Annotated in this window: 25 protein-coding genes, 1 pseudogene and 1 riboswitch; of the genes and pseudogenes, 13 read left to right on the top strand and 13 right to left on the bottom strand. The window is 66.0% G+C overall.

What is annotated here, in order from left to right:
- Positions 1–67: 67 nt before the first annotated feature.
- The 5 genes from HMPREF9006_RS04480 to HMPREF9006_RS10300 all read left to right on the top strand — a co-directional run bounded on the left by HMPREF9006_RS04480 (position 68) and on the right by HMPREF9006_RS10300 (position 6836).
- On the top strand, positions 68–1453 hold the full coding sequence (locus HMPREF9006_RS04480; RefSeq protein WP_009212369.1) for a cell division protein PerM: 1386 nt from the start codon (positions 68–70) through the stop codon (positions 1451–1453).
- 2 nt (positions 1454–1455) lie between these two features.
- A riboswitch (ZMP/ZTP riboswitch) is annotated at positions 1456–1540 on the top strand.
- Between the two features lie 20 nt (positions 1541–1560).
- The gene (gene purH / locus HMPREF9006_RS04475; RefSeq protein ID WP_009212368.1) at positions 1561–3405 is read left to right on the top strand and encodes a bifunctional phosphoribosylaminoimidazolecarboxamide formyltransferase/IMP cyclohydrolase; all 1845 of its coding nucleotides are present in this window, start codon (positions 1561–1563) and stop codon (positions 3403–3405) included.
- Positions 3406–3669: 264 nt separating this feature from the next.
- Complete coding sequence (locus HMPREF9006_RS04470; protein ID WP_034232103.1) at positions 3670–4257, top strand: biotin transporter BioY; 588 nt, start codon at positions 3670–3672, stop codon at positions 4255–4257.
- A gap of 406 nt (positions 4258–4663) precedes the next feature.
- Positions 4664–6220 (top strand): glutamine-hydrolyzing GMP synthase, encoded by a 1557-nt coding sequence (gene guaA, locus HMPREF9006_RS04465; RefSeq protein WP_153232456.1) that lies wholly within the window; start codon positions 4664–4666, stop codon positions 6218–6220.
- A gap of 34 nt (positions 6221–6254) precedes the next feature.
- Positions 6255–6836 (top strand): hypothetical protein, encoded by a 582-nt coding sequence (locus tag HMPREF9006_RS10300; protein WP_156794390.1) that lies wholly within the window; start codon positions 6255–6257, stop codon positions 6834–6836.
- Positions 6837–6914: 78 nt separating this feature from the next.
- Here the strand turns inward: HMPREF9006_RS10300 and HMPREF9006_RS04460 are convergent, their stop codons facing one another.
- A complete protein-coding gene (locus HMPREF9006_RS04460) occupies positions 6915–7184 on the bottom strand; it encodes a type II toxin-antitoxin system RelB/DinJ family antitoxin (RefSeq protein ID WP_048742407.1) in 270 nt (89 codons plus the stop codon).
- Between the two features lie 177 nt (positions 7185–7361).
- Here HMPREF9006_RS04460 and HMPREF9006_RS04455 point away from each other — a divergent pair, with 177 nt between their 5' ends.
- Positions 7362–8231, top strand: a complete 870-nt coding sequence (locus HMPREF9006_RS04455; protein ID WP_009212363.1) for a DUF2262 domain-containing protein — start codon at positions 7362–7364, stop codon at positions 8229–8231.
- Here the strand turns inward: HMPREF9006_RS04455 and HMPREF9006_RS04450 are convergent.
- The gene (locus tag HMPREF9006_RS04450; RefSeq protein ID WP_009212362.1) at positions 8228–8776 is read right to left on the bottom strand and encodes a hypothetical protein; all 549 of its coding nucleotides are present in this window, start codon (positions 8774–8776) and stop codon (positions 8228–8230) included. The two genes, HMPREF9006_RS04455 and HMPREF9006_RS04450, sit on opposite strands and share 4 nt — an antisense overlap.
- 292 nt (positions 8777–9068) lie before the next feature.
- A complete protein-coding gene (locus tag HMPREF9006_RS04445) occupies positions 9069–9914 on the bottom strand; it encodes a class I SAM-dependent methyltransferase (protein WP_009212361.1) in 846 nt (281 codons plus the stop codon).
- Between the two features lie 316 nt (positions 9915–10230).
- Here HMPREF9006_RS04445 and HMPREF9006_RS04440 point away from each other — a divergent pair, with 316 nt between their 5' ends.
- From HMPREF9006_RS04440 to HMPREF9006_RS04420, 5 genes and pseudogenes are all read left to right on the top strand, one after another.
- Positions 10231–10824 carry a TetR/AcrR family transcriptional regulator gene (locus tag HMPREF9006_RS04440; RefSeq protein WP_009212360.1) on the top strand — a complete coding sequence of 198 codons (594 nt, stop codon included), beginning with the start codon at positions 10231–10233 and terminating at the stop codon, positions 10822–10824.
- Entirely contained in the window at positions 10821–11276 is a 456-nt protein-coding gene (locus HMPREF9006_RS04435) for a hypothetical protein (protein ID WP_009212359.1), read from the top strand. Before HMPREF9006_RS04440 ends, HMPREF9006_RS04435 begins: the two co-directional genes overlap by 4 nt.
- A 145-nt stretch (positions 11277–11421) precedes the next feature.
- Positions 11422–11871, top strand: a pseudogene (locus HMPREF9006_RS04430) (DUF3290 domain-containing protein).
- Between the two features lies 1 nt (position 11872).
- Complete coding sequence (locus tag HMPREF9006_RS04425; protein WP_009212356.1) at positions 11873–12433, top strand: DUF421 domain-containing protein; 561 nt, start codon at positions 11873–11875, stop codon at positions 12431–12433.
- Between the two features lie 236 nt (positions 12434–12669).
- The gene (locus tag HMPREF9006_RS04420) at positions 12670–14199 is read left to right on the top strand and encodes an MFS transporter (RefSeq protein ID WP_232209828.1); all 1530 of its coding nucleotides are present in this window, start codon (positions 12670–12672) and stop codon (positions 14197–14199) included.
- 96 nt (positions 14200–14295) lie between these two features.
- On the opposite strand, the gene HMPREF9006_RS04415 is transcribed toward HMPREF9006_RS04420, so the two are convergent.
- From HMPREF9006_RS04415 to HMPREF9006_RS04400, 4 genes are all read right to left on the bottom strand, one after another.
- A complete protein-coding gene (locus tag HMPREF9006_RS04415; protein ID WP_009212353.1) occupies positions 14296–14721 on the bottom strand; it encodes an SRPBCC family protein in 426 nt (141 codons plus the stop codon).
- An 80-nt stretch (positions 14722–14801) separates the two neighbouring features.
- Complete coding sequence (locus tag HMPREF9006_RS04410) at positions 14802–15719, bottom strand: hypothetical protein (protein ID WP_009212352.1); 918 nt, start codon at positions 15717–15719, stop codon at positions 14802–14804.
- A gap of 293 nt (positions 15720–16012) precedes the next feature.
- Entirely contained in the window at positions 16013–16342 is a 330-nt protein-coding gene (locus tag HMPREF9006_RS04405; protein WP_009212351.1) for a nuclear transport factor 2 family protein, read from the bottom strand.
- 92 nt (positions 16343–16434) lie between these two features.
- A complete protein-coding gene (locus HMPREF9006_RS04400; RefSeq protein ID WP_009212350.1) occupies positions 16435–16950 on the bottom strand; it encodes a pyridoxamine 5'-phosphate oxidase family protein in 516 nt (171 codons plus the stop codon).
- Positions 16951–17134: 184 nt separating this feature from the next.
- Between HMPREF9006_RS04400 and HMPREF9006_RS04395 the strand changes: the two genes are divergently transcribed.
- Together HMPREF9006_RS04395 and HMPREF9006_RS04390 are read left to right on the top strand one after the other, a co-directional pair.
- Positions 17135–17944: a class I SAM-dependent methyltransferase gene (locus HMPREF9006_RS04395; RefSeq protein WP_034232098.1), complete on the top strand. Its 810-nt coding sequence runs from the start codon at positions 17135–17137 to the stop codon at positions 17942–17944.
- A 125-nt stretch (positions 17945–18069) separates the two neighbouring features.
- The gene (locus tag HMPREF9006_RS04390) at positions 18070–18615 is read left to right on the top strand and encodes a GNAT family N-acetyltransferase (RefSeq protein WP_009212348.1); all 546 of its coding nucleotides are present in this window, start codon (positions 18070–18072) and stop codon (positions 18613–18615) included.
- 40 nt (positions 18616–18655) lie between these two features.
- Here HMPREF9006_RS04390 and HMPREF9006_RS04385 read toward each other — a convergent pair whose 3' ends face one another.
- From HMPREF9006_RS04385 to HMPREF9006_RS04360, 6 genes are all read right to left on the bottom strand, one after another.
- Positions 18656–18940, bottom strand: coding sequence for a TfoX/Sxy family protein (locus HMPREF9006_RS04385; protein WP_009212347.1), 285 nt, complete (start codon positions 18938–18940; stop codon positions 18656–18658).
- Positions 18941–18955: 15 nt separating this feature from the next.
- A complete protein-coding gene (locus HMPREF9006_RS04380; RefSeq protein WP_009212346.1) occupies positions 18956–19588 on the bottom strand; it encodes a GyrI-like domain-containing protein in 633 nt (210 codons plus the stop codon).
- 45 nt (positions 19589–19633) lie between these two features.
- Positions 19634–20755, bottom strand: a complete 1122-nt coding sequence (locus tag HMPREF9006_RS04375; protein WP_009212345.1) for an ADP-ribosylglycohydrolase family protein — start codon at positions 20753–20755, stop codon at positions 19634–19636.
- 21 nt (positions 20756–20776) lie between these two features.
- Positions 20777–21592, bottom strand: coding sequence for a TetR/AcrR family transcriptional regulator (locus HMPREF9006_RS04370; protein ID WP_009212344.1), 816 nt, complete (start codon positions 21590–21592; stop codon positions 20777–20779).
- A 174-nt stretch (positions 21593–21766) separates the two neighbouring features.
- Positions 21767–22753, bottom strand: a complete 987-nt coding sequence (locus HMPREF9006_RS04365) for an alpha/beta hydrolase (RefSeq protein WP_009212343.1) — start codon at positions 22751–22753, stop codon at positions 21767–21769.
- Positions 22754–22797: 44 nt separating this feature from the next.
- The gene (locus HMPREF9006_RS04360; protein WP_009212342.1) at positions 22798–23013 is read right to left on the bottom strand and encodes a hypothetical protein; all 216 of its coding nucleotides are present in this window, start codon (positions 23011–23013) and stop codon (positions 22798–22800) included.
- Positions 23014–23015 lie beyond the last annotated feature (2 nt).

The following is a 23015-nucleotide window of genomic DNA, read 5'->3' as shown; positions in this document are numbered from 1 at the left end:
CCCGGGGTCGGCGTGCAGCGTCGCGACCCCGGGCCGATTCTGACACTATGGGGTAGTGAGCGAGCGCATGACGAATGAAGCTAGACCCCGGAGAACCACGACCACCTACGTGCCCGATCGGGCGACGGTTCGTGTCGCCGTCCCCCGCGGCTGGGCCCGCGGCGTCCTCGCAGGAGTCGAGGCGGCCTTCGCCGGGTGGGCGATCACCACGGTGCTCACCATGGTTGCCTACCTGTCGATCCGGTCGAACACGTGGATGAACGATACAACCCCGCGCGATGCGCTCGGCCTGGGGGGTGACCTGTGGTCGGCCGTTGTGGGCGGAACCGCCGTGGTCGGGGGCGTCTCCTACCGGGCGATACCGACCCTGGTGGGGGCCATGCTTGTTGTTCTCGTGCGGGTCCTGCTGCGCACGACCGCGGGATTCCCCCGCTCCTCGGCGCTGTTCGCCGCGCCCGGTTTCCTGCTCACCTCCTGGCTCCTCGTGGGCGCCTCGGGCCAGCACTCGCACTGGTGGACGGGAACCCTCGGTGCGATCATCATTCCCCTCGTCGGCTCGGTGTGGTTTGTCGCGTCGGGCTACTCGCGCGACGATGGCGCGCCCGCCATGCAGCACTGGATTTCGGGTGGATTCAAGATGGGCGGGCTGCTCGTCGTGGCGCTCGCCCTCGCCGCGTCGGTCGCATCGATCGTGGCCCTCTCGCTCTCCTGGACCCGCGTGAGCGGAATTCACGAGCTTCTGGGAGCCTCTTCGGCGGCCGACTCGACCTTCATCGTCGGCGTGCAGTTGCTCTTCGCCCCCTCGGTGGTGGCGTGGGCGGCAGCATGGTGGTCGGGAGCGGGTTTCCTGACGGCCACCGACGCGTTGCACTCTCCGTCGGCCGCCGACCAGGGTCCCATCCCCCCGATCCCGCTGCTCGGTGCGGTCCCCGAGTCCGCCCCCGGCATGTGGTTGATCCTCCTTCCGATCTTGCTTGGCCTGGCCGTGGGAGCCGTGTGCGCCTGGCGTTTTCGGCGCGAACACCTCCTGCACCAGAGCGCCCAGGGCCTCCTCGCGACGGCAGTGTTCGCGGCGGTGGTAGCGCTGTGGATGTGGAGCGCGACCATGAGCCTGGGGGCCGTTCGCCTCTCGACGATGGGGCCGCGCGTCGGCTGGGTGACGCTCGCCCTCGTCCTCGAGATCGCGCTGCCCGCCGTGCTTGTCTCCCTGGCAACCCACCCCACGACGCTGGCGCTCATCGGGGAGGGAACGGGACGCGTGCGTCGGCGCGGCGAGGCAGCAGGCCGACGCGCCAGCGAGGCCGACGTGTCCGAGAAGTCCGTGGCCTCGGTCGGCGGCGGCAGCGGCGAGGGCGGGGACGGAGCCGCCGGCGAGCGGCGCGGAGCGGGCAGCGACGCGCACGAGGCGAACGAACCGTGGGCGCAACCCGCGCAGGAACAACACATCGACTAAGCTGAAGGGGCCGCGACTGGCGAGGGTGGATGACCACCGGGGAGCGGCCGACCTTCCCGAGAGGCGTCGCCCGCCTGGGCGCCCGGGTGACCCGACCTGGAGGAACCATGTCCGTTTCCCTCGACAACCTGGAAGCCATTGACCTGCGCCCGATCAGGCGGGCCCTGATCTCTGTCTACGACAAGACGGGACTGGAGGACCTGGCGCGTGCCCTCGGCGCTGCCGGTGTGGAGATTGTGTCCACGGGTTCGACGGCCGAACGCATCAGCGCCGCCAGAATCCCCGTCACCCCCGTGGAAGCCGTCACGGGCTTCCCCGAGGTGCTCGAGGGGCGGGTGAAGACCCTGCACCCCTTCGTCCATGCCGGCATCCTTGCCGACCAGCGCAAGGCCAGCCACCGTGAGCAGATCGCCTCCCTCGGAATCGCCCCCTTCGACCTGGTGGTGTGCAACCTGTACCCCTTTGCGGACACCGTTGCCTCGGGCGCCTCCTTCGATGCGTGCGTCGAGCAGATCGACATCGGTGGTCCTTCCATGGTCCGCGCGGCCGCCAAGAACCACCCCTCGGTCGCGGTCGTGACCTCCCCGAGTCGATACGCCGATGTCGCCGAGGCGGTGGCGGGGGAGGGCTTCACGCTCGCCCAGCGCCGTCGGCTCGCGGCCGAGGCATTCGCTCACACCGCCGCCTACGACCTCGCGATCGCCGGGTGGCTGGCAGACCAGCTTGAGCTGGAGGACGTGCGCGAGACCCTGGACGATGCGGCCGAAGCACACCTGGAGGCCTCGGACGCCGCTTTCCTCGCCTCGCTCGGCTACCGAGATGGCGGGGAGGATTGTGTTGAGGACGAGCCCGGCGAGACGGATGGGGTGGCCTCGGGGATGCCCGTTGTCGTCGCGGACGCCTTCGAGCGCGTGGAGTCGTTGCGTTACGGGGAGAACCCGCACCAGGGCGCGGCCGTCTACCGCGAGATCGATGAGAGCTTCGAGGAATCGGACCCCGAGGATGGGGCTGCGGCACAGGGCATTGCCAATGCGATCCAGCTCCACGGCAAGGCGATGAGCTACAACAACTACACGGATGGGGACGCCGCTCTGCGTGCCGCCTACGATCATGAGCGTCCGTGCGTTGCCATCATTAAGCACGCGAACCCGTGCGGCATCGCCGTCGGCGAGGACGTGGCCGAGGCGCATCGGCTCGCGCACGCGTGCGACCCCGTGTCTGCATTCGGTGGCGTCATCGCGGTCAATCGTCCGGTGAGCGTGGAGCTCGCCCGCCAGATCGTCCCGATCTTTACCGAGGTTGTCCTGGCCCCCGGATACGACGAGGGGGCCCTCGAGGTGCTGCGCGCAAAGAAGAACCTGCGTGTCCTTCAGGTCCAGCCCCCGGCGCGAGGCTCGTACGAGTTCAAGCAGATCAGCGGCGGGCTGCTGGTGCAGGAACGAGACGATATTGATGCGCCCGGAGATAGTGCAACCAACTGGACGCTGGCCGCCGGTGCGCCCGCCGACGAGCGGACCCTTGCCGACCTGGAGTTCGCCTGGCGGGCGGTACGTTCCGTTCGCTCGAACGCGATCCTGCTGGTGAAGGACGGTGCGTCCGTGGGCGTGGGCATGGGACAGGTGAATCGCGTCGACTCCTGCAAGCTCGCTGTCGAGCGGGCAAACACCCTCGGGGCGCGCTCGACGGGGGATGCGGCCGCCTCAGAGGATGCCGCAGGGGGTGCGCGCGCCTCCGACGTGGTGGCCGAGGCGCCCGAGCGCCGCTCTGTCGGGGCGGTCGCTGCCTCCGACGCGTTCTTCCCCTTCGCCGACGGCCTGCAGGTCCTCATTGACGCGGGAGTGAGCGCCGTGGTGCAGCCCGGTGGGTCCGTGCGTGATCAGGAGTCGATCGACGCGGCGAATGCTGCCGGCATCACGATGTACCTGACGGGGACGCGCCACTTCGCGCACTGAAGGCCTCTCGACCGCGGGGCGGGTGGGTCCGGAGGAGTCGCCCGCCCCGCGGTCGTCATCCCGCGGTGCGGTCCTCATCCTCGGACGGAAGCCGACTCGTCCCGCCCCGTCATGCGGCGCTGTCGACGAGGCTGCGTCGCGCGTCCTTCCCAACGAGCCTGACCATCGCCTGTGATGTGCTCGCGCGAGGTTGACAGGCCCCCACAGCCGGTGTCTAATTCAACTATTGAACTAATGGCCGTTGGCCCCGTCGAAAGGCTCTCTATGACCACGATGACCGCTACCCCCGCCCTCCCGGCGCGCCGCAACCGCGTCCTCGCCGATCGCCTGGGCGGCTCCCTCGTCCGCGAGATTGCCCTCGTGGTCGGTGGCACGCTCGCGATGATTGCCCTGGCTCGGATCTCGGTTCCCCTGCCGTTCACGCCCATTCCGGTTTCCCTGGGCACCCTCGGCGCGCTGTCGGTGGGCACGGTTCTTGGCGCGCGTCGAGGTCTCATCTCGGTCCTTGGGTACGCGGCCCTGGGCGTTGCGGGCGCCCCGGTCTTCACCGGGTCAAACGTCGGTTGGGCGTTCGCATCCTTCGGCTACATCCTCGGATACTTCCTGGTGGCGGCGATCGCCGGACTGGCCGCCGAGCGTGGGGCAGACCGACGCATCATCACGATGGCGCCGACCGCCCTGGTCTCCCTGGCGTCCGTGTACATCGCGGGCCTGGCCTGGATGATTCCCTTCACCCACATGACCTTCACGGACGGACTCCTCAAGGGTTTCGTCCCCTTCATCATCGGTGATCTTGTCAAGGCGGCCGTTGCCACCGGACTTTTCCCGGTGCTTCGCTCGTTCTTCCGCTGAGCGCTTCGCCGCGCAGGCGTCAGTAGGCGGCCTCGCCCCGATGGGGTGGGGCCGCCGTCTTCTTCCGGCTGGTGAAACCCGGGGCGCCCCTGTCCCGGGGTTGTCTGTGGGCTGGTGAAACCCGGGGCGCCCCTGCTGGGGCGAATCGGCCCCACATCGGTACTTTTGTCGAGGCAGGGGTGGTCGCGGTTTCGTGCGGCGTTGCGCTCCTTCGAGCAGGGGTGGTCGCGGTTTCACGCGTGCCGCTCGCTCGGCGTCGGATCGCTCCGAGACGCCTCGCCTGGCTCATTGCGTCGGTGCCGACGGCGCGGGTGATGGCAATGGCGCGCGTGCGCGGAGACACGTGCAATGAAGCGCGACGCCGTGAGTGAGCCCGGGTACCATGGGCAGGGTGAACGCTACCGACATGCATCCCGTCCTCGTCGTCGACTTCGGCGCGCAGTATGCCCAGCTCATCGCCCGCCGTGTGCGCGAGGCGAACGTCTACTCGGAGATCGTTCCTCACACGATGAGCGTGGCCGACATGCTCGCGAAGGAGCCGGCAGCGATCATTCTCTCGGGTGGGCCGTCCTCCGTGTATGAAGAGGGTGCGCCGAGCGTGGATCCGGCGATCTTCGAGGCCGGCGTGCCGGTTCTGGGGATCTGCTACGGCTTCCAGACCATGGCCCACGCTCTCGGCGGTACCGTGGGACGAACTGGCACTCGCGAGTACGGGCACACCGAGGCGTCCGTCGCGGCAGACTCGTGCCTCTTCGGTGGCACCCCGGGCGACCAGATCGTGTGGATGAGCCACGGCGACGCCGTCCAGGGCGCCCCGCAGGGGTTCACCGTCACGGCCTCCACCACCGAGACCCCGGTCGCGGCCTTCGAGTCGCGTGAGCGCCGCCTCTACGGCCTGCAGTGGCACCCCGAGGTGGGCCACTCCCAGTTCGGACAGGACGCCCTGAAGAACTTCCTCTACGAGGGTGCTGGCCTGGAGCCCACGTGGACCGCCGGTTCGATCGTGGACGAGCAGGTCGCGAAGATCCGCGAGCAGGTGGGCGACGCGCAGGTGATCTGCGCCCTATCCGGCGGCGTGGACTCCTCCGTGGCAGCCGCTCTTGTTCACAGGGCTGTCGGCGACCAGCTGACCTGCTTCTTCATCGACCACGGTCTGCTGCGTGCGGGCGAGCGCGAGCAGGTGGAGGGTGACTACGCGCGTGGCATGGGCATCCGCGTCATCACGTGCGACGAGTCCGAGCGCTTCCTCTCCGCCCTCGCCGGCGTCACCGAGCCTGAGGCGAAGCGCAAGATCATCGGTCGCGAGTTCATTCGCTCCTTCGAGGCCGCCCAGAAGCAGGTCATCGAGGAGGTGGGCGCCGCCGGCGGCGAGGTGAAGTTCCTGGTTCAGGGCACCCTGTACCCCGACGTCGTCGAGTCCGGCGGCGGCGAGGGCGCGGCCAACATCAAGAGCCACCACAACGTCGGCGGCCTGCCCGAGGACATGACCTTCGAGCTCGTTGAGCCCCTGCGCACCCTCTTCAAGGACGAGGTGCGCGCGGTGGGCCGCGAGCTGGGCCTGCCCGACTACCTGGTGAACCGCCAGCCCTTCCCGGGCCCGGGCCTGGGCATCCGCATCATCGGCGAGGTCACGCGTGAGCGCCTGGATATCCTGCGCGCCGCCGACCTGATCGCCCGCGAGGAGCTCACCGCCGCCGGCCTGGATCAGGAGATCTGGCAGTGCCCGGTCGTCCTGCTCGCCGACGTGCGCAGCGTGGGCGTCCAGGGGGACGGCCGCACCTACGGCCACCCGATCGTGCTACGCCCCGTGTCCTCCGAGGACGCGATGACGGCGGACTGGACGCGCCTGCCCTACGACGTCCTGGCCCGCATCTCCACGCGTATCACCAACTCGGTGCCCGAGGTCAACCGCGTCGTCCTCGACGTGACCTCCAAGCCCCCGGCCACCATCGAGTGGGAGTGACGCAATGAGTGCGCGGCCGCAGGCGGAAGAATTGGTGAAATCAACAAAGGGGCAAGCGGTTCTTGGGTGGGTTTATCTACTAATATTGCTCGCTGCTGCTGGTTTACTCATTTATTTTCTTCTGGTGAAAGTCGGGCCGGCGTTAAGTTCGTTCTTTGCCTCGCTCTCAGGCCTTGACTCAGCTGTCATCGTTGCATTGATTACGGGCGCTGTTTCCACAATATCTGTGGTCGGCGCTAGCGTGACGAGCTCGGTTATGAAAAAGAATGAGTATCTTCGGGAGCATCGAGAAGAGCCGTATATGAGACTAATTTCTCTTATATATGATTTTCAGGCAGCCGCAGGGAAAGGTGAGGAGCTTTCGCAGGATGAACTCCTGAGTATTGTTACTCAGTTCAATAAGGAGCTGACGTTATGGGGTTCATCGAAGGCGATCAAGGCATGGGGAAACTGGCGAACGGCAACGTCAAGGGAAGCTGTTAATCCTAGTCTAATCCTATTTGAGATGGAAAAAGTCATGATTCAGCTTCGGAAAGATATGGGTATGCGCCGTGGGCTTCGTAAAGGAGATCTTTTGCGTCTAACGGTCAATGATATTGATTCTGTTCTCAAATAAATGATCGCGAGCGGGGTCTGGTTCGGCTAATTTAGTTCCTTCAGCTATCAGATAGAATACTCGAGTTTCGGGTATTCATCACTCGCCGTCATCCCAGTCTCCAGGGAGTCGCGCGACCCCGTTTGTGTCCAGAGTGGGGCGATAAGCGTAGTGCTGGAGTCCGTCAAACGTGGGAGCCTCGGGGCGCATGTCGAAGGGGAGGCCACCAACCTCAATCGACTTGGCCAGGAAGATGTTGATCGCGTCCGACAGGCTAATTCCCCAGCGTGTGTAGACGGCTGCTGCATCGGCCTTGATCTGTGCGGTCGTGCGGGTCTTCACCTCAGCTGTGCGGGTCATCGTCGGCATCATCGCTCCTTTCGTTGTCTCGATTATAGGCCCGAACCGGGTACAGTTCGGGTTCTTTCTGGGGATAAAACGGTTGATTTGCTGTCTGTTGGCCTGGCTTCGCAGTGCTCACGGCGCATCGCGTGGAGTAGGGTTCGACGTAGCGACGTAGCAGTGGTTGATCAAGGAGGACAACACGTGGATCTACTGAAATACATGCGTTCACAAAACGCCATGACTCAGGACGAATGGGAGCGTACCTTCGAGGAAGATGCCAGGGAGATCCTCGTTTTGCTCGCCGGCGGCCAGGGAGCAAGTAAGAGGAACGGATTCTGGGACGTCTCGCACTACTTCATTGCGTATGTGGACTGCCAGACCGGCGCACTGCACACGGGTGACGGCCGGATCGTCTATCCCGTCAGCGACGAGGAACATGATGCCGGAGGAATCCTCGATCGCTTCCGTCGGGAGGCGGTGTACCGCCTCAAGGCGCGCAAGAAGATTCCGCACGAGATTCCCGAGGGCGTGACCGCCTCCTCGCAGAACGAGTTCCTGATTGTCGAGGTCCTGGAAGAAGATGCCCTGTGCCCCGCCTTGAAAGAGGTGCTGGCCGACTATCGCAGGCCGGTCGTGGTGACTGACGAGGTGCTCGGAGAGCTCACTCTCGACAAGGACTACGACACGTTCGAGGGGGAGATTCTGTGGCGCGGCGAGCAGATCTGTCTGTCGCTTGAGGTTGATGCGGCGGACGAGGACACCTGGACCGCAGCTGTGCAGGCAATGAGACAGATGGTGGCCGATCAGGCCGCGTGGGACCGGGATATGCGGGCGTTCGCCGCGCGAGAGCTGACGCAGCTCGCGTGCGAGTGGCGCGAATCTGCCGACGAGGAGGTCCCCGAGATAACGGAAGGGAGCTTTGCGCGCCGAATCGAGCTGCGCAGCATCGCGATGGACGCCGACGGTTCATTCTCCGGCTACTTCGATGACGACGATATGTTCTTCGGGCACTGCGTCGTGGTGTATGGAACTGTCGCGGATGGGGTGACCTCGGCGGTCATGGCGGGTTAGGCGTCCTGAGCGCTGGCCGGAGCAGCGCTATCGAGTCGACGCAGGAGCACGTACAGCCAGATAGCTGCGACAAGGTCTGCGATAGGAACGGCGTGCATCTTCCTGAGTCTTTTTGCTGTTGCTGATGGGATTGTCTGTTCGGCCAGTAGGCGTTTTGTTGCGGCAAACCCATGGAAGGATGACACGATCATCAAGAAGTAGACTCCCGCGTCCAGAGGAAGAATGAGGAAAATCATCAGCAAGCCGCTTACGTTGCCGTGGGAGCTATCTAGCGGAACGATGATCGTGAGAATGAGCATGATGAGGAAGATGGGGAGGAGAGCAAGTTTGATGACGAGGCCCCAAAATGCGAGTACGCGTGGAGCAACCTTGTCTTGAGAGTGGAGCACAGTCAGGGCGCTGAAATAAGTGGCGATGAGCAGTGCGCCGATCCATGCACCTGGTGAGAGCAGCGGCTGGATGGGGAAGTTTAGATCGAAGCGCCATCCTGCGTAGACCATGGCGATGAAGAAGAGGGGTGCGGCGACGCGTGCAACTCTGTCCATGTGCAGCTTTCCTCATAGGGTTTCATTGACTCGCGATGACTTTAGCATTCCTCTCCTGTGACGAGGCCTGCCCCGCCAAGCAGGGTAGGCCTCGATAGTGCGCGTGGAGCCGCTACCGAAATAGTCGGCGCACTGTCACGTCATACTCACGCGCTGGTGTGAGTGTTACTTCGGACCCTCCATGGTGCATCTCGGAGGGACTCGCGCAGTAATCGCACAGCCAGGCTTTCCAATGTTTGAGTGTTCTATAACTTGTCTGGCCCTCGCAAGCCTAAGTCCACTTGGCGCGCTTTCAGTTTTTGTGTGCGGTGATCGCGAACTGAAGGGGCAGACGTTCGGAATGCTCGCGAAGGTGCCAGGCTCCAGCGGAATCTTGTTCCATGAGTTCGGGCCACGGGCACCACGCTGCGCGCGGGGTCTCTTCGAGTTCATCGATCACCAGCCCTGCGTTGATGAGAGCGGTGACGATCTGTCCAAGGGAGTGATTCCACTGGTGGTTTGTCGTGTGAGTAATCCGTGGTGCATTGGGCGAATCCACGTAGCTTGAATCGTCATCCCATGTCAGCGGCGTATCTTGCTCAAAGTATGGCTGCTCGATCTTGAGTCCGTCGGAAATGTCCTCCCCGATTGTCATGAACATCGGGTGATCGTCGCGGATGAAGAAAGTACCGCCCGGTTTGAGCAGGGAAGCGACGACTTGTGCCCACTGAGCAATATCGGGCAGCCAGCACAGGACCCCGATCGAGGTGTACACCAGATCGAAATCGCCGGAGACTGCTTCGCGCGCGTCGTACACGTTCGCGTGAACAAACTCCACGTCAGCGCCCGCACGGTCGGCAATGCTGCGCGCGTGGGCAAGCGATGCCTCGGACAGATCAAGGCCAATGACGCGCGAGGCACCGCGACGCGCAAACCCGATCGTGTCCGTTCCGACGTGGCACTGCAGGTGGATGACATCCTTGCCGGTGAGATCGCCGAATCGTTCGATATCTTGGGCAAGTTCGGCGCTAATGGCTGTCGGGTCCTCGAGAAGGCGCTGGTAGTCGCAGTAGTTGCCAGCCATGTGCAGCTCGGCGCGGTCGTCCCAGTTGTGCTCGTTATCGGAAAACCACTGCGCTTGTCTGCTTGTGTCAGTCATTTGGTTATTCTACGCCGGTGGGGTGTCGGGGAGTTGCGCCTGCCGAGGCCTCGGCAGTGGCTTTGCGTGCCTTGTCCGCCCTGCACAGCTGCAGGTACAGGGCAAAAGTGGAAAAGAAGTCCGCGACGGTGAAGAAGTGCAGAGCTTGAGGAACGGATCTCAAAAGGCAAGCCTGCGCGGGCTATCCTCTCTGCCTAGTCGAAGCATGTGCAGAGGATGTTCGCGATCCCAATCCAAGGTGCGTGAGCGTGGGGACGTATCTATACTGAACACTGTTCATTATGGATTGTTGCAGCTCGCAAGACAGTAGGGATGAATGCCCAAGCAAGTGATCGACCGGGAAAGCCTGGTCAGCCAGGCCTACGCCATCGCCTCGCGCGACGGCATCTCGTCGCTCTCCGTGCGCAAGCTCGCCTCCGCCTGTGGGATCGCCGTCGGGTCGGTCTACGGCTACTTTCCGACGAAGGCAGACCTGACGGCCGCGGTGCTCACCCGATTCTTCGAGGAGAACCTCTCCGAAGAGCTGTGCGTCGTGCGCCCCGGCGAACGCTTCACCTCCTACGTGAGGCGGTTTCGTGAGGCCCTCAGCTCCGCGCGCGCCGACATGAGCGTCGACTGGTTTACGCAGATGCGGCGCCTGCCGAGCGCTGAGCACGAGGCGCTCGAGGCCGTACGCGCCCCCATGCTCGCCCACATTGAACGCGGACTGATCCGTGTCCTCAATGCGGACGAGGCCGTGGAGCGCGCCCGCCTCGTCGGTTCTCTGAGTGCTGAAAGGTTGTGCCGCTACGTGCTGCGCGCCATCTTCGCGTCCCTCATGGACAGTGACGAGTGCGAGACGCTCGTCGCGCTCCTCGACGCCTCCCTCTACCCGTACCCGACGCCCATCAACGAGAAGGATGCCCGATGAGCCGTTTGCACGTGAAGAAACAGTCCCTGATTGCCGTCGCCGGCATCGTCTGGCTACTCGCTGGACTGAATGTCGCCCAACTCGGGGTGCGCGCGGCCATCGGCATGCGCGGCGTCGCAGCGATCATTCTCCTCGCCCTCGTCGGCGGCGCGGCCGCAATCTTTAGCACCTTCCACCCGATGTTCTCCAAGCTCGTCAAGAAGAACGCCCAGCGCATCGCCGACCTGGAGGGGGAACGTCACCTAGTCTTTCGCTTCTTCGACCGCAAGAGCTACATCATGATGGCGCTCATGATGTCCTTCGGTATTGGCATGCGCGCCGCCGGACTCTTCCCCGGCTGGTTCATTGCTTTTTTCTACACGGGCCTGGGCCTTGCTCTCGCGCTCGCGGGCGCCAGCTACATCATGCGCGGCGTGCGGGGACGAGCTTGGGTGTTCCACGGGAGCAAGTGAGAGTCTCCGCATCGCGGCCGCGTGGGCGCGGGCGGCAGCGAGTGAGTGTGGCATCTGCTTGATACGCGCAACCCTGAGAGTGCGAGGAATCGAGCGCTGATACACTGGGCGCGCTTTTCCCGATTGGCACACTGAAGGCACAGCCGTGGACTTCTACACCCTTGACTACGTCGTCTCCCACCAAAGCACCGAATCGACCCAGCGCGTGGCCGCAATCATCATCCTGCTCCTGGTTGCGCTGGTCTTCAGTGTCCTGTACCTGCGTGACAAGGCGCGGACCCGATGGCGAGATGCCGGGGCCGGTCTCCTCGTTCTCTCCCTCGTGCTGCTTGGGATTCAGACCGAGCAGTACCTCCAGGTGAGCAACCAGCTCTCCCAGTCCTAGCGTCTCGTCCGCTTCGTGGAAGGCGTCGCCACGGACCATGGGGTGTCAACCAGCGAGATTCTGGTGAACTCGACCTCCCTGCAAGACGGGATCATCGTGCGTTTCAACGAGGAGGACTACCTGGTCCACCTGGGCGACGACAACAACGCCTACACCCTCGAGCGGACCCACATCATCGACCACAACGTTTACGTGAACGGGAAGCACTGACATGGATTTCTACACGCTGACGGCCATCAAGTTCGCACTGGGAATCCTCATGATGATCTTCCAGATCAACATCCTCGGCAAGCGCGACTTCTCGCTCAACACCCCGCTCAACCAGGTGCAGAACTACGTGCTGGGCGGCATCATCGGCGGCGTCATCTACAACTCGTCGATCACGCTGCTGCAGTTCTTCATTATCGTCCTCATTTGGTCGCTCGTCGTCATCGCCACCAAGATTCTCATTGACTACAGCAAGACCTTCAAGCGGCTCACCGTCTGTCAGCCCGAGCTGATTATCCGCGACGGGCTGGTGGACATTGCGCGTTGCGCGAAGGTCGGGCTCACGGCGCAGAGCCTCAGCAGAAGCCTGCGCGACCAGGGCATCTCCAGCATTGGAGACGTCGAGACTGCCGTCATGGAAACCAACGGAAGCCTCACGATTCGGTTGCACGGTGACAAGAGCAGGCGCTCGCTCCTCCCGCTCGTGAGCGACGGGCAGTTCGTCTTCGACGGACTGGTACTCGCGGGCAAGGAAGCGGCGTGGGTCAAGGCGCAGCTCAAGTAACAGGGGTACTCCTCGGTCAAGAAGGTGTTCCTGGCCGAGCTGGTCGACGGAAGCCTCGAAGTCGTCCCCTTCGCCACCTCGGCCAAAGCCGCCAAGCGTGGGGCGCCGCAGCCAACAGACCCGAAGGCGCTCGATGGGGCGACTGATCGCTGAGACTCAGCGGCATCTCCGCGTCAACGAGTCCTACACTGCAACATGAGCGCGGAGTGCAGGAACGTACAGAGGAGATGGTCCGCATGCCCGCAGGGGATTGCGACAGCCGCGAGGCGCGGGGCGGGAACGAGGCGAAACGGGCCTGGCGGGCACTGGGGGGCTTGTGCCTGGGAACATTCGTGTGTTTCACCAACACGACCGCGTTCAACATCGCCCTCCCCGCCATCTCGGTCTCGCTGGGGGCCGGCCAGGTCGAGCAGCAGTGGATGGTCTCGGCTTACAACCTGGTCTTCGGGGCGTTCATGCTGCTCGCGGGTTCCCTGGGCGACAGGTGGGGCGTCAAGCGGACGCTCCTGGTCGGCGCCAGCGCCTTCGCGGCCGCCTCCGCTGCGGGCGTCCTCGCGACGAGCTCCGTGACCACTATCGTCGCACGGGGAGTCATGGGGTTCGGCGCGGGCTTCTCCATCACTATGACGCTCGCCCTCATTACGCGCCTGTTCGAATCCGACGGGCAAGTCCTCGCCCTCACGGTGAACGCCGTCGCGATGACCCTCGGCGCCCCCTTCGGCCTGGTGCTCGGCGGCGTGCTTGTCAACTTCGCCGACTGGCGCGCCATCTTCGTGTTCGACCTGGTGGCGTTCCTCATCGTCCTCCTCCTCGATGTCCTCCTCCTGCCGGGGGATCGGAGCCAGTCCCGTGGAACCACCCGCGCCCGTACCCGGCTGCCCCTCCTGTCCGCGCTCCTTGCCCTCGCGGGACTCGCCCTGGTCTCGGCGGGACTCATCAACGCGCAGATTTCCGCCGCCTCACCGGACTCGTGGGGCCTGATGGTGGCTGGCGCTGTGGTGATCGCGGTGTTCGTCCGCCGTGACACCCGGTCGTCGAACCCGCTGGCCGAACTCGGCCTGCTGCGCATCCCCTCCTTTGCCGCCGCCTCGTTGTCCCTGCTCGCACTCAACGTCGCGATTTCGGGCATCATGTTCGTGCTGCCCGCCTACGTGGAGACGGCGCTGGGGAACAGCGCGCTGGTGGGGGCGCTCATGCTCATGCCCATGGTCGCCGCCGCGATGGTGGGTGCTGCTGTTACCAGGAGGGTCGCGGAGCAGCTGGGCAAAAGGCGCGCCTGCGTGGCGAGCCTCGTCCTCATTGCTCTTGGTCTGGCGGTTATGGGTGTCTCGACGGCGGTCGTGGGATATCCTCTCATGGTCGTGGGGCAGTGCGCCTGCGGGCTGGGCATGGCGATGGGACTGCCCGTCATGCAGGGATGGGGAATGGAACGCGTTCTCCAGCAGCAACGAGGCGGTGGGTCCGCCCTGATCTCCACCTTCCAACAGCTCGGCTGCCTCATCGGGATCGGGGCGCTCGGATCGCTCGTCGGCTCGTCGTACGCGGCGGCGTGCCGGGGAACCGCCGCCGAGGGCTTCCGCTCCGTAGCGCTCGCCTTCGAGGCTGCCGACGCGCAAGGGGCGCCGCAGGCGGAGGCGGTGCGCGCCGCAGCGAGCAGCGCCTACGCTCATGCGGTCCTGGTGGCGTTCTGCGTGGCTGCCGTGGCACTCCTGCTGAGTGCCGCGCTCACCGCTTATCGATCACGATCCGATGCGGGTGAGCGGTGAGCCGAGAGCCGAGAGCCGGTGGGAGACACGCGCGGCCAGCTGGTTCACTGAGCGGAAGCGAATGCGTCAGCGTGTCCGCGGAATCGCCGCCGCACCTCACGCCCCGGCCTCGCCGTAGCGGCGGCGCAACTCCGCGCGCAGATCCCTGAAGTATCGGGCCTGGTATGAGCGCAGGAACAGCCTGGCAACCCATCGGGGGACGAACCTGCCCCGCACGTCCACGTCCTCCGTGAAGCTCAGGCGGCACCCGGATCCCGCCGGGATGAACACGCCTCGCCAGCATCCCTCCAGGGTATCCCCGTCGATGGAGAACTCCCAGAGTCGTTCCTCCTGCCGACGCACGGTCGTGAAACGAATGGGCTTGCCGCCTTTGGGATACTCCACGAAGTCGCGCTCGCCGGCCCTCTCGCATCGCTCCAGGTCCGAACGCCACCGCCACTGATCGACGTCGGTGACGATCCGCCACACCTGGGATACCGACCAGGGCAGGTCGGCCTCGTGAATCACGCGAACTCGCGTCATCGCTCCCCACCGTCCTTCTTCACACGGGAGTTACGGTGCCGGATGTGTCTGCCGCCTCCCCGTCGCGAGGCGCTGCCCGGTCACCCTCTCAGGATACACAGTTCCCTGAAGCGGTCGTCCAGTTCAGCGATCCTCCCCAGTGTGTCTGCCAAGGCGAGGTTGTCCTCCGTCAGGTTGTGCAGGTGCGCCTGCCCGAACAGGGAGGCGATCCGCTCCTTGATCTGCGCCCGCTCCGCGTCGTGGTCGGCCAGGAATCGGGCAGCGTAGAGGCTCCTGGCCGCAGCCAAGCGGAAACTGAAGTACTGGTGGATCCCCTTTTGCTGCGGGCTCATGCCGTTGTGTCTGATGGCTTCGGCGTAGGAGCGGATGACGCCCGCCTCGCCCGCCTCGTAGCGCTTCCTCATGATCGAGGAGACCTCCCGGTAGACCTCCTCACCCTCGGGCTCCCTCACCCGCGTGAAGCCGCCCCACATGGAGAACGACCCGCGCCTGTAGGAGATTGCCTGCGCCTGCCAGGCCTTCGCGAAGTCGTCGAAGTCTATGCTCATGTAGGGGAAACCCGCCGGATCATGCAGATGTACGCGACCGCCGTCGAGACCGAGAACGCACACGAAGTGGTCGACCCCGCCCAGGCCCTGATAGTTCGGGTTGTAGGTGAGCAGCCCCATGTCCAGGGGGCCCGCAACCACCGGGCCTTTCTCCAGCATGCACGTGAGTCGATCCCGAACCTCGGCGAGGTCGGCCACGGGTTCCTCGACGAAGAACTCCTCCCACGCGAAGCCAAGAATGCCCAGGCAGTTGCTGATGGACACGTCGGGCTCCCCGTTGTCGAAGAAAACGAGCGGATGCCGAGGGTCGTCTTTCATGATGCTCGCACCGTTGCCCATCACCATGAGCGCCTCCAGGTACTCGGGACGCACGTCGAACCCGAAGGAGTCCAGGGCCATTGCCAGGGAGTTGGTGTAGCACAGCGACACGTCTCCGAAGTACATACTCATGTGTTCTCCTCGCTTTCTGGGCGCGCGTATGAATCAACCTGCGCGCGACGACTCCCAGGCCGGGACAGCGCAAGCCGCGCCTTTCGTCCCTCCTATGAGACTGCGTGTGCGGGGCAGGTGGGGGAGGAGCGGTCGGTGCTCACTGCCCTCCCCCGACGATAACGGAGAGAAAAAATCCCGTCAACACAACGAAAATCATTCTTGTCGGGACTGTCTCCGGCGACCGAGAATCCTGCGTTCCGAGAGCCGCCGATGCCCCGATGTGAGGGCGGTCGCGTTGCTCGTCGCCTTCCTCACCCTAGGAGGAACTCGTGCTCGCGCCGGATCAGGCCGTCTTCGACGTCGAACACCTCGAACGACCTCATCCCGGAGTCGTCGACCAGCAGGACGACGATGCGGCGTCCGTCGGCGGCTTCGTGCGCCTCCTCCACGCGGAAGTGTGCATCGGACGCCGCGTAGGCGTCCCGGATTGTCCGCAGGTACTCCTCGACCCCTTGGATCGTCCTGTTTTCCTCGCCGTGCAGGTGCCACACCACGTCCGGGTGCAAGAATGCCCTGTACGTTTCCCAGTCCCGCTCGTTCTCGGCCCGGAAGAAGCGGGCGAGCGTTTCCACCGCCTTCACGGGCGCCCCTTAGGGGTCCGCGTCCGCGGGCTCGCCCCTGAAGCCGCGTTCACGGGCGCCTCCTCAAGGCCAGATCCACCGGCGCCACCCTCTCAGAGGTCGACGTGCTGACGAGCGGAGAACCCGCGTTCCTTGAGCCTGCCGCTGACGTAGTCGTAGCGAGTGGGGGTCACCTTGATGATGTTCATGACGAAGGGCAGCCCGCGCAGCCGTTCCACCGGGATGCCGCGCAACCGGCAAGCACGCTCATACTCCTCGCCGAAGGGCTCGAGCACCTGCGCGGTGCCCGTCACCTGCAATCCGGCGAGCGTGTCGAAGGAGATGTCGTCGTCGTGGATCGCCAGGCACACGTTGCTGTTCTCCCGCAACGCCCGGAATTTCAGGCCCCCCTCGCTGACGATCCAGAAGGCCCCCTCGGCGTGGACGTATTCGACGGTCGTGTTGCGCACGATCCCAGCGCCCGCCGTGGCCAGCGCGCAGATCTTGTGGCGGTCGAGGAACTCCTCGATCTCGGCGATCAGCTCGCCCTCGGGCATGCGCGCCTCGCCGGCCTCCTGGTCGAGCCAGCGCCTCGCCGCCGCCTCCCAGTCGATTGCGCTTCCATCCATGGGTCCTCTCCCTTCGGGGTCGGGGTCCGCGCCGCACGGGCCCTCCCCACCAGCATAGGCCGGGTCAATGGCGCTTCGGGCGCCCGTGGGAGAGGGGTGCTGGGACCTCGGTGCCTTGAAAGGCGGCGGCCGACGGTGTTCCCTGTGAACAGCCCGATCCGAAGACCCGAAAGAGGTGGCCGCCGTGGCCGAGCTGAGCGAGCTGTCGAAGACCCTGTACATTCCACTCGTGGGGCGCATCTACGCGTCCAGGCACTACCCGTCGATGATCCACGATCCCAAGGCCCTCGGCCTGGAGTCCTCCCTTCCTGCGGATGCGGCCACGATGAATCGCGGGCAGAACGAGTACACCATGGTGTCGAGCGTCGCGCGCTCGGTCAACATGGACCGGCGGATCCGGGGGTTCCTTGCGGCGCGCCCCGACGCGGCGGTCGTCAACGCCGGATGCGGACTGGAGACGGCGTACTGGCGCTGCGACAACGGGCGCGCACGCTGGTTCGAGCTCGACCTGCCCGAGGTCATCAGCGTGCGCGGCGAACTCCTGCCGCCCGGCCAGCGGCAGGTCCTGATCCCGGGGGACATGTTCGACTACTCGTGGATCGACCGGGTGAAGGAGTTCGGTGAGCGCCCCACCATCGTCGTCGTCTCGGGGGTCTTCTACTACTTCGACGAGGACCGGGTCGTCGATTTCATCAACCATCTCGCCGCCTTCGACGAGGCGCGGGTGGTCTTCGACTCGACCTCCTCGAAGGGTCTGAAGCTCTCGCAGGCGTACGTCAAGCGCATGAAGAACGACTCGGCCATGCGGTTCTCCATCGACGACCCCCGTGAGTTCGTCGGCAGGCTCACAGGCGGGGCGCGCCTCGTCGAACACGTGCCCTACTACCGCGACATTGAGCGACGAGGAGTGGGGCTTATCCCCCGGGCGTACATGCGCGTCTCCGACATGTTCCACATGGTGTCCATGACCACTATCAGCGTCCGGGAGCCGTGAGCGGCCTGGCCCTCCGGGCCGCCAGGAGTCCTCGGGAGCGCGGTCGGATCAGGCCGGCAGGTGCGCCGCGGGGAGCCCGCTGCGCCGCAAGGAGCCCTGCAACCAGGGAGACAAGGAGTCCGACGATGAGGTACGCCGAAACGGTGGCATTGAAGGGCGGGGCGGAGCTCCTCGTGAGGAACGCTGTCGCCTCGGACGCCCGGGCGCTGCGCGAGACCATGCGCCGCACGCATTCGGAGACCGACTACCTACTGTCCTACCCGGACGAGCAGAACGCCGACGAGGAACAGGGGGCGCGCCTCCTGGAAGGGACGGAACACAGCGGCAACGAGGTCGAGCTCGTCGCCATGATCGACGGGCGGATCGTGGGAACCGCGGGAGTCACAGCGGTGGGCGGCAGGCGCAAGGTGAGGCACCGGGCGCGATTCGGGATCAGCGTGCTGAAGGAGCACTGGGGGATGGGGATCGGCCGGGTGCTGATGGAGGCGTGCATTGACTGCGCCCGGCGGGCGGGTTACGCCCAGCTCGAGCTCGAAGTGGTGGCGGACAATGAACGGGCGGTGTCCCTTTACCGGCGCGCGGGGTTCGAGGAGTACGGGCGCAACCCCCGGGGCTACCGGTCCTCGTCCGCGGGGTTCCAGGAACTGGTGCACATGAGGCTGGAACTGTAGTGCCCCGAAGGCGGTCCCGGTCCCCCGGGCCGCCAGGGGCTCACAGTTCGGCGCGCACCCGCTCCACCAGGTCCGCCAGCGCGTCGCGGTCCTCCACATCGACCAGGCGCATGGGCTTCGCCCCGGGGTAGGGGCTGCACTGGGCCGTCAGGGCGGCGGACGAGGCGGGGGTCTCCTTGAGCAGGAACCGGTCGTCGTAGACTCCCCCGAACAGCGTGCCGCGCGCGTAGAGCAGGTATTCGCCCATCATCGCGCGGTGGGTGACGCCCTCGACCCGCCCGAGCAGGTCGAGGACGTGGGCCAGGTACTCCGGTGTCGAGGCCATGACGGCTCCTGCCCCTCAGACGGCTTTGATCGGATGGCGCACGACGGTCCGCAGCTTCTCGGGCGCGACCTTGCGGGCGTCGCCCAAGTAGATCTCGTGGTGGTGGCGCTCGTCGGTGATGTCGAGCGCGTAGCCCTGGGCCTCCATGTGCGCGTGCATGGCCTCAACGGTCGCGGGCTCGTCGTCGTAGGGGCCCACGTGCATGCACTGCACGCACAGGCCCTCGTCGTAGGGCAGGAATTCGACCTCGCTGAAGTCGCCGCCCTTCTTCGAGGCCGCCTCGGCCTTCGCCCACTCCACTTCCTGCGCCGTCGCGAAGTCGGGCAGGCGGATGAGGGAGATCCAGTCGAAGTCCTCCTTGTGGGCGTAATCCACGCCGCGTGGGTCCTGCTGCCACCAGAAGCCCTCCAGGGGCGGCACCACGAAGTCGAAGTACCCGTCGACGCGGTGGGTGCCCTTCTTCGACATCTTGATGGCGTAGGCGACGCCGTAGAGCAGTTCGATGGCGCGCTTGTACGCGCCGCCCTCGGCGTTGGGGTCGCCGTGCCCGCGCACCGCCAGGTAGTTCATCGGCGGCACCGTGACGATGCCGGGCCGCTTCGGCGGCACGTAGAGCTCCTTGTGCTCCTTCTTGAAGTCGAAGGCCATGACTGCTCTCCTCCTGCGTCGGTCGGTCCGCCGGGCCCCTCCATCTTACCGGCCCCGTTTCCACTCCACGTAGTCCATCGGGGGCAGGTACTTGTGCTCCCACACGCCGTCCGGGGAGGGGCAGTACTCGGTGATCGGACATCCCGTGAAGAGGTCGTCGGCGAGGGCGAGGACCACGTCCGCCAGCTCCAAGCGCTCCGTGTAGCGCCTCGGGATCCCCGCCAGGCCCAGGCGCGCGCCGACGATATTGCCCGCGATGGCCCCCGTCGAGTCGCTGTCCCCCGAATGGTTCACGGCTGAGACGACCGTCCCCTCGAAGTCGTCCTCGTGGTGCAGCGCGCACAGGAGCGCGATGGCGAGCGCTTCCTCGGCCACCCACCCCTCGCCCAGTTGGTGGATCGCCTCCACGTCCGGTGCGGTGCTGTCCGCCAGGCGCAGCACGAGGCGCATCAGCTCCTGCAGTTCCCCCACCCGGCGCGCGCCCGGGTGCGCCTCGGGCAGGATGGCGAGCGCCTGCTCGGCGGCCCCGCGCACGGAGTCCGCCTCCCCGTGGGCGAGGGCGCTCACGATGTGGGCGAAGACCCCGGCGGGCAGCCACCCCAGTTCGTGGCCGTGCGTGAGCGCCGCCAGCTGCGCCCCCAGGCGCTGCACGGCGGCGCCGTCGGCCCCCCGGGGGCCGACGAGCAGACCCGCGGGCGCGACGCGCATGATCCCGCCGCACCCCTTGGAGTCGTTGATCGGCTCCTCCGGGGTGCCGTGCGCTCCCACCGCGCAGGCCGACAGGCAGGTCGCCCCGGGGGCGCGCGGCACGAAGAGTTCGGGCAGGGCCGAGATCCACGCGCTGTGGTCGGCGAGGGGGTAGGGCTCCGTCTGCGTGCGCGACCACTCCACGTAGAAACCGGACACGTAGTCGCGCAGGGGACCCAGAATCCCCCGGAGGCGGCCCCGGGTGACCGCGTGGAGCAGGCCGTTGGCGGTGTACAGGGTCATCTGGGTGTCGTCCGAGAAGGGCGCCAGCCCCCGGTCGTCGAGCTGGTAGTCGCGGATGCCGCCCGCCCCGTAGCGGGCCGCGATCTGGTCCTCGCGCGAGAACTCGACCGCGTACCCGAGCGCGTCCCCAGCCGCCCCGCCGATCAGGCAGCCGCGGTACTTGTCGATGGTGCTCATGTGCCTCTCCTTGGCGGCGGGTCAGCGCCAGCCCCGCAGCAGGGCGTCCAGGCCCCTCTCGAACTGGGCGGTGAAGTCCCATTCCCCGTCCATCACCTGGCCGATGAGGCCCCGGAGTGCGGACAGGTCGTCGGCTGGCAGGCTCGCGATGGCCGCAGTGATGCTCTCTTCGGAGGTCTCATCCGGGCCGCCGCCCACCGGGGGCACGACTTCCGCTGCGGCGAAACCCGTGGTGTACACCGAGACCGCCGTGATGATGGCGAGCATGTCGATGGGGGGCGCGAAGCTGGCGTTGGACAGGCGGACCATGACTTTGGCCAGCAGGGTGAGCTGCTCGGGCGTCGAGATGGGGTGGGTGAGCAGCAGGACCACGGCCTCGGGGTGCTGGAGGAGAGTGTCGTGGAGCGCCGTGGCGTACTGGCGCACGTACCAGCGCCAGTCCTCACCCTGCTCGCCGACGAGGCCCGGGCCGCTTCCCGGGGACGACTGGTTCTCCGTGGCCGGTTCCCCGCCCGCGCCCGGCTGGTCCCGGCCCTCCGGCCGACCGTTCTCCTCCTGTTCCCCCTTCGCCCCAGACTGGTCGTCCGCTTCCGGTTCTTCCTCAACAGCCGATAGGAAGCGGTCGAAGGTGAGCCTCCACACCTCCTCGGACACCCCTTCGAGCAGGGCGGCTTTGTCGGGCACATACCGGTAGAAGGCCGTCTGGGACACGCCCAGGCGCTTACCGAGGGCGCGCAGGGACAGGGCGGCCAGGCCCGCCTCGTCGACGAGCGCGAGCGCCGCGGAGAAGATCCTCTCCCTCGTGAGAGTCCGCGCTCTGGGCGCGCCACCGGGCATGGCTCCTCCTCCCTGGCTCCGCGTGGGGGCTTCAGTCCTTCTTAACCGCGAATCGTAGCACCGCCAGTGCGATGGGGCCGGGCCGCCCTGCGCGCCACGTCGCGACTGCGCTCCACCTCGCCGCTGGTTTCGGCGCCGCCCCGTGCGCGGCGCCCGCCAGGGGCCGGTGGACGCTCAGGCCAGGTGTTCGGCGAAGAACGAGGTGAGCGCGTCCCAGGGGATGGCGCCGCGCCCACCACCGTCGTAGAGGTCGCAGTGGCTCGCCCCAGGGACCAGAAGGAACCGCTTGTTGTCCGGGTTCACCCCGCCCTTCACCTTCGCGAAGGCGTCCCGGCCCATGTAGAGGGAGTGGGCGTCCTCGCCGTGCATGATCAGGACCGCGTTCTCGATCTCATCCGTGTAGTACAGGAACCGCGCGTTGGCGTAGCTGGCGCTGACGACGGCCCAGCCGTCGTTGGAGTAGAGCGAGCGGGGGTGGTAGCAGCGCGGCGTCTTGTAGTAGGCGTGGTAGTCCTTGGCGAACTGCGGAGCGTCGTCGGGCATGGGGTCCGCGACGCCGCCGGTGAGCGCCTGCTCGCCGGAGAGGCGGTCGGCCGTACGTTGGGCGGCGACCAGTTTGCGCGAGGCGATGCGAGTGGCGGCGTCATCCGCCGAGTCGTTGTAGCCGTTGCCGGAGATGCGGCACAAGTCGTACATCGTGGACGCGAGCGTCGCCTTGATCCGGGGGTCGGCGGCCGCCGCGTTGAGCGCGATGCCACCCCATCCGCAGATCCCGATGATGCCGACCCGGTCCCCATCGACGTCCTCGCGGCAGACCAGGTAGTCGACGGCGCTGAGGAAGTCCTCGGTGTTGATGTCCGGGGAACTCATGTAGCGGGGTGCGCCGCCGGACTCGCCGGTGAAGGACGGATCGAAGGCGATGGTGAGGAAGCCCCGTTCGGCCATGGTCTGAGCGTAGAGCCCGCTTGCCTGCTCCTTGACGGCCCCGAAAGGGCCGCTGACGGCGATGGCGGGGAGCGCGCCCTCGGCGTTCCTCGGCTTGTATAAGTCGGCCGCCAGAGTGATGCCGAAGTTCGTGGTGAACGTGACCTTCTCATGGGTGACGTGGTCGCTCTTGGGGAAGGTCTTGTCCCATTCATGTGCGGGGGCTTGCTGGCTCATTGGTCCTCCTGAGTTGTTGTCTCGGTCGTGGCCGTGGTCCGCGCTCACGCGAGCGCGATGGCGAGGTCTTGGCGGCTGTCGGCCCGCGCTGCCACGGCCCGGTCCTCGTCAGCGCCCGTGAAGGCGCCGATCATGTTGGTGCCGGGATAGGCGCTCGCGTTCATATGATAGGGCGCGAGGCGCGGTTGGCACAGCCAGTAGGCGGAGTCGCCGATCATAGGGTCGTTCGCGTACGCCTCGCCGCTCAGGTCGAGTCCCACGG

Origin of the sequence: Actinomyces sp. oral taxon 180 str. F0310, from assembly GCF_000185285.1 — a bacterium.
Taxonomy (GTDB): Bacteria; Actinomycetota; Actinomycetes; order Actinomycetales; family Actinomycetaceae; genus Pauljensenia.
Note: the sequence above shows the minus strand (reverse complement) of the source record. Positions and strands in the feature narration are given on the sequence as shown.

Bases quoted from the DNA above. Each gene is read 5' to 3' on its own strand.
- HMPREF9006_RS04445 (WP_009212361.1), bottom strand. From the start codon at position 9,914: ATGACTGACACAAGCAGACAAGCGCAGTGGTTTTCCGATAACGAGCAC.
- HMPREF9006_RS04410 (WP_009212352.1), bottom strand. From the start codon at position 15,719: ATGAGTATGTACTTCGGAGACGTGTCGCTGTGCTACACCAACTCCCTG.
- purH (WP_009212368.1), top strand. From the start codon at position 1,561: ATGTCCGTTTCCCTCGACAACCTGGAAGCCATTGACCTGCGCCCGATC.
- HMPREF9006_RS04375 (WP_009212345.1), bottom strand. From the start codon at position 20,755: ATGAGCACCATCGACAAGTACCGCGGCTGCCTGATCGGCGGGGCGGCT.
- HMPREF9006_RS04480 (WP_009212369.1), top strand. From the start codon at position 68: ATGACGAATGAAGCTAGACCCCGGAGAACCACGACCACCTACGTGCCC.
- HMPREF9006_RS04450 (WP_009212362.1), bottom strand. From the start codon at position 8,776: ATGGACAGAGTTGCACGCGTCGCCGCACCCCTCTTCTTCATCGCCATG.
- HMPREF9006_RS04460 (WP_048742407.1), bottom strand. From the start codon at position 7,184: ATGCCGACGATGACCCGCACAGCTGAGGTGAAGACCCGCACGACCGCA.
- HMPREF9006_RS04365 (WP_009212343.1), bottom strand. From the start codon at position 22,753: ATGAGCCAGCAAGCCCCCGCACATGAATGGGACAAGACCTTCCCCAAG.
- HMPREF9006_RS04415 (WP_009212353.1), bottom strand. From the start codon at position 14,721: ATGACGCGAGTTCGCGTGATTCACGAGGCCGACCTGCCCTGGTCGGTA.
- guaA (WP_153232456.1), top strand. From the start codon at position 4,664: ATGCATCCCGTCCTCGTCGTCGACTTCGGCGCGCAGTATGCCCAGCTC.
- HMPREF9006_RS04380 (WP_009212346.1), bottom strand. From the start codon at position 19,588: ATGGCCTTCGACTTCAAGAAGGAGCACAAGGAGCTCTACGTGCCGCCG.
- HMPREF9006_RS04385 (WP_009212347.1), bottom strand. From the start codon at position 18,940: ATGGCCTCGACACCGGAGTACCTGGCCCACGTCCTCGACCTGCTCGGG.
- HMPREF9006_RS04370 (WP_009212344.1), bottom strand. From the start codon at position 21,592: ATGCCCGGTGGCGCGCCCAGAGCGCGGACTCTCACGAGGGAGAGGATC.
- HMPREF9006_RS04440 (WP_009212360.1), top strand. From the start codon at position 10,231: ATGCCCAAGCAAGTGATCGACCGGGAAAGCCTGGTCAGCCAGGCCTAC.
- HMPREF9006_RS04435 (WP_009212359.1), top strand. From the start codon at position 10,821: ATGAGCCGTTTGCACGTGAAGAAACAGTCCCTGATTGCCGTCGCCGGC.
- HMPREF9006_RS04470 (WP_034232103.1), top strand. From the start codon at position 3,670: ATGACCACGATGACCGCTACCCCCGCCCTCCCGGCGCGCCGCAACCGC.
- HMPREF9006_RS04425 (WP_009212356.1), top strand. From the start codon at position 11,873: ATGGATTTCTACACGCTGACGGCCATCAAGTTCGCACTGGGAATCCTC.
- HMPREF9006_RS04420 (WP_232209828.1), top strand. From the start codon at position 12,670: ATGCCCGCAGGGGATTGCGACAGCCGCGAGGCGCGGGGCGGGAACGAG.
- HMPREF9006_RS04390 (WP_009212348.1), top strand. From the start codon at position 18,070: ATGAGGTACGCCGAAACGGTGGCATTGAAGGGCGGGGCGGAGCTCCTC.
- HMPREF9006_RS04400 (WP_009212350.1), bottom strand. From the start codon at position 16,950: ATGGATGGAAGCGCAATCGACTGGGAGGCGGCGGCGAGGCGCTGGCTC.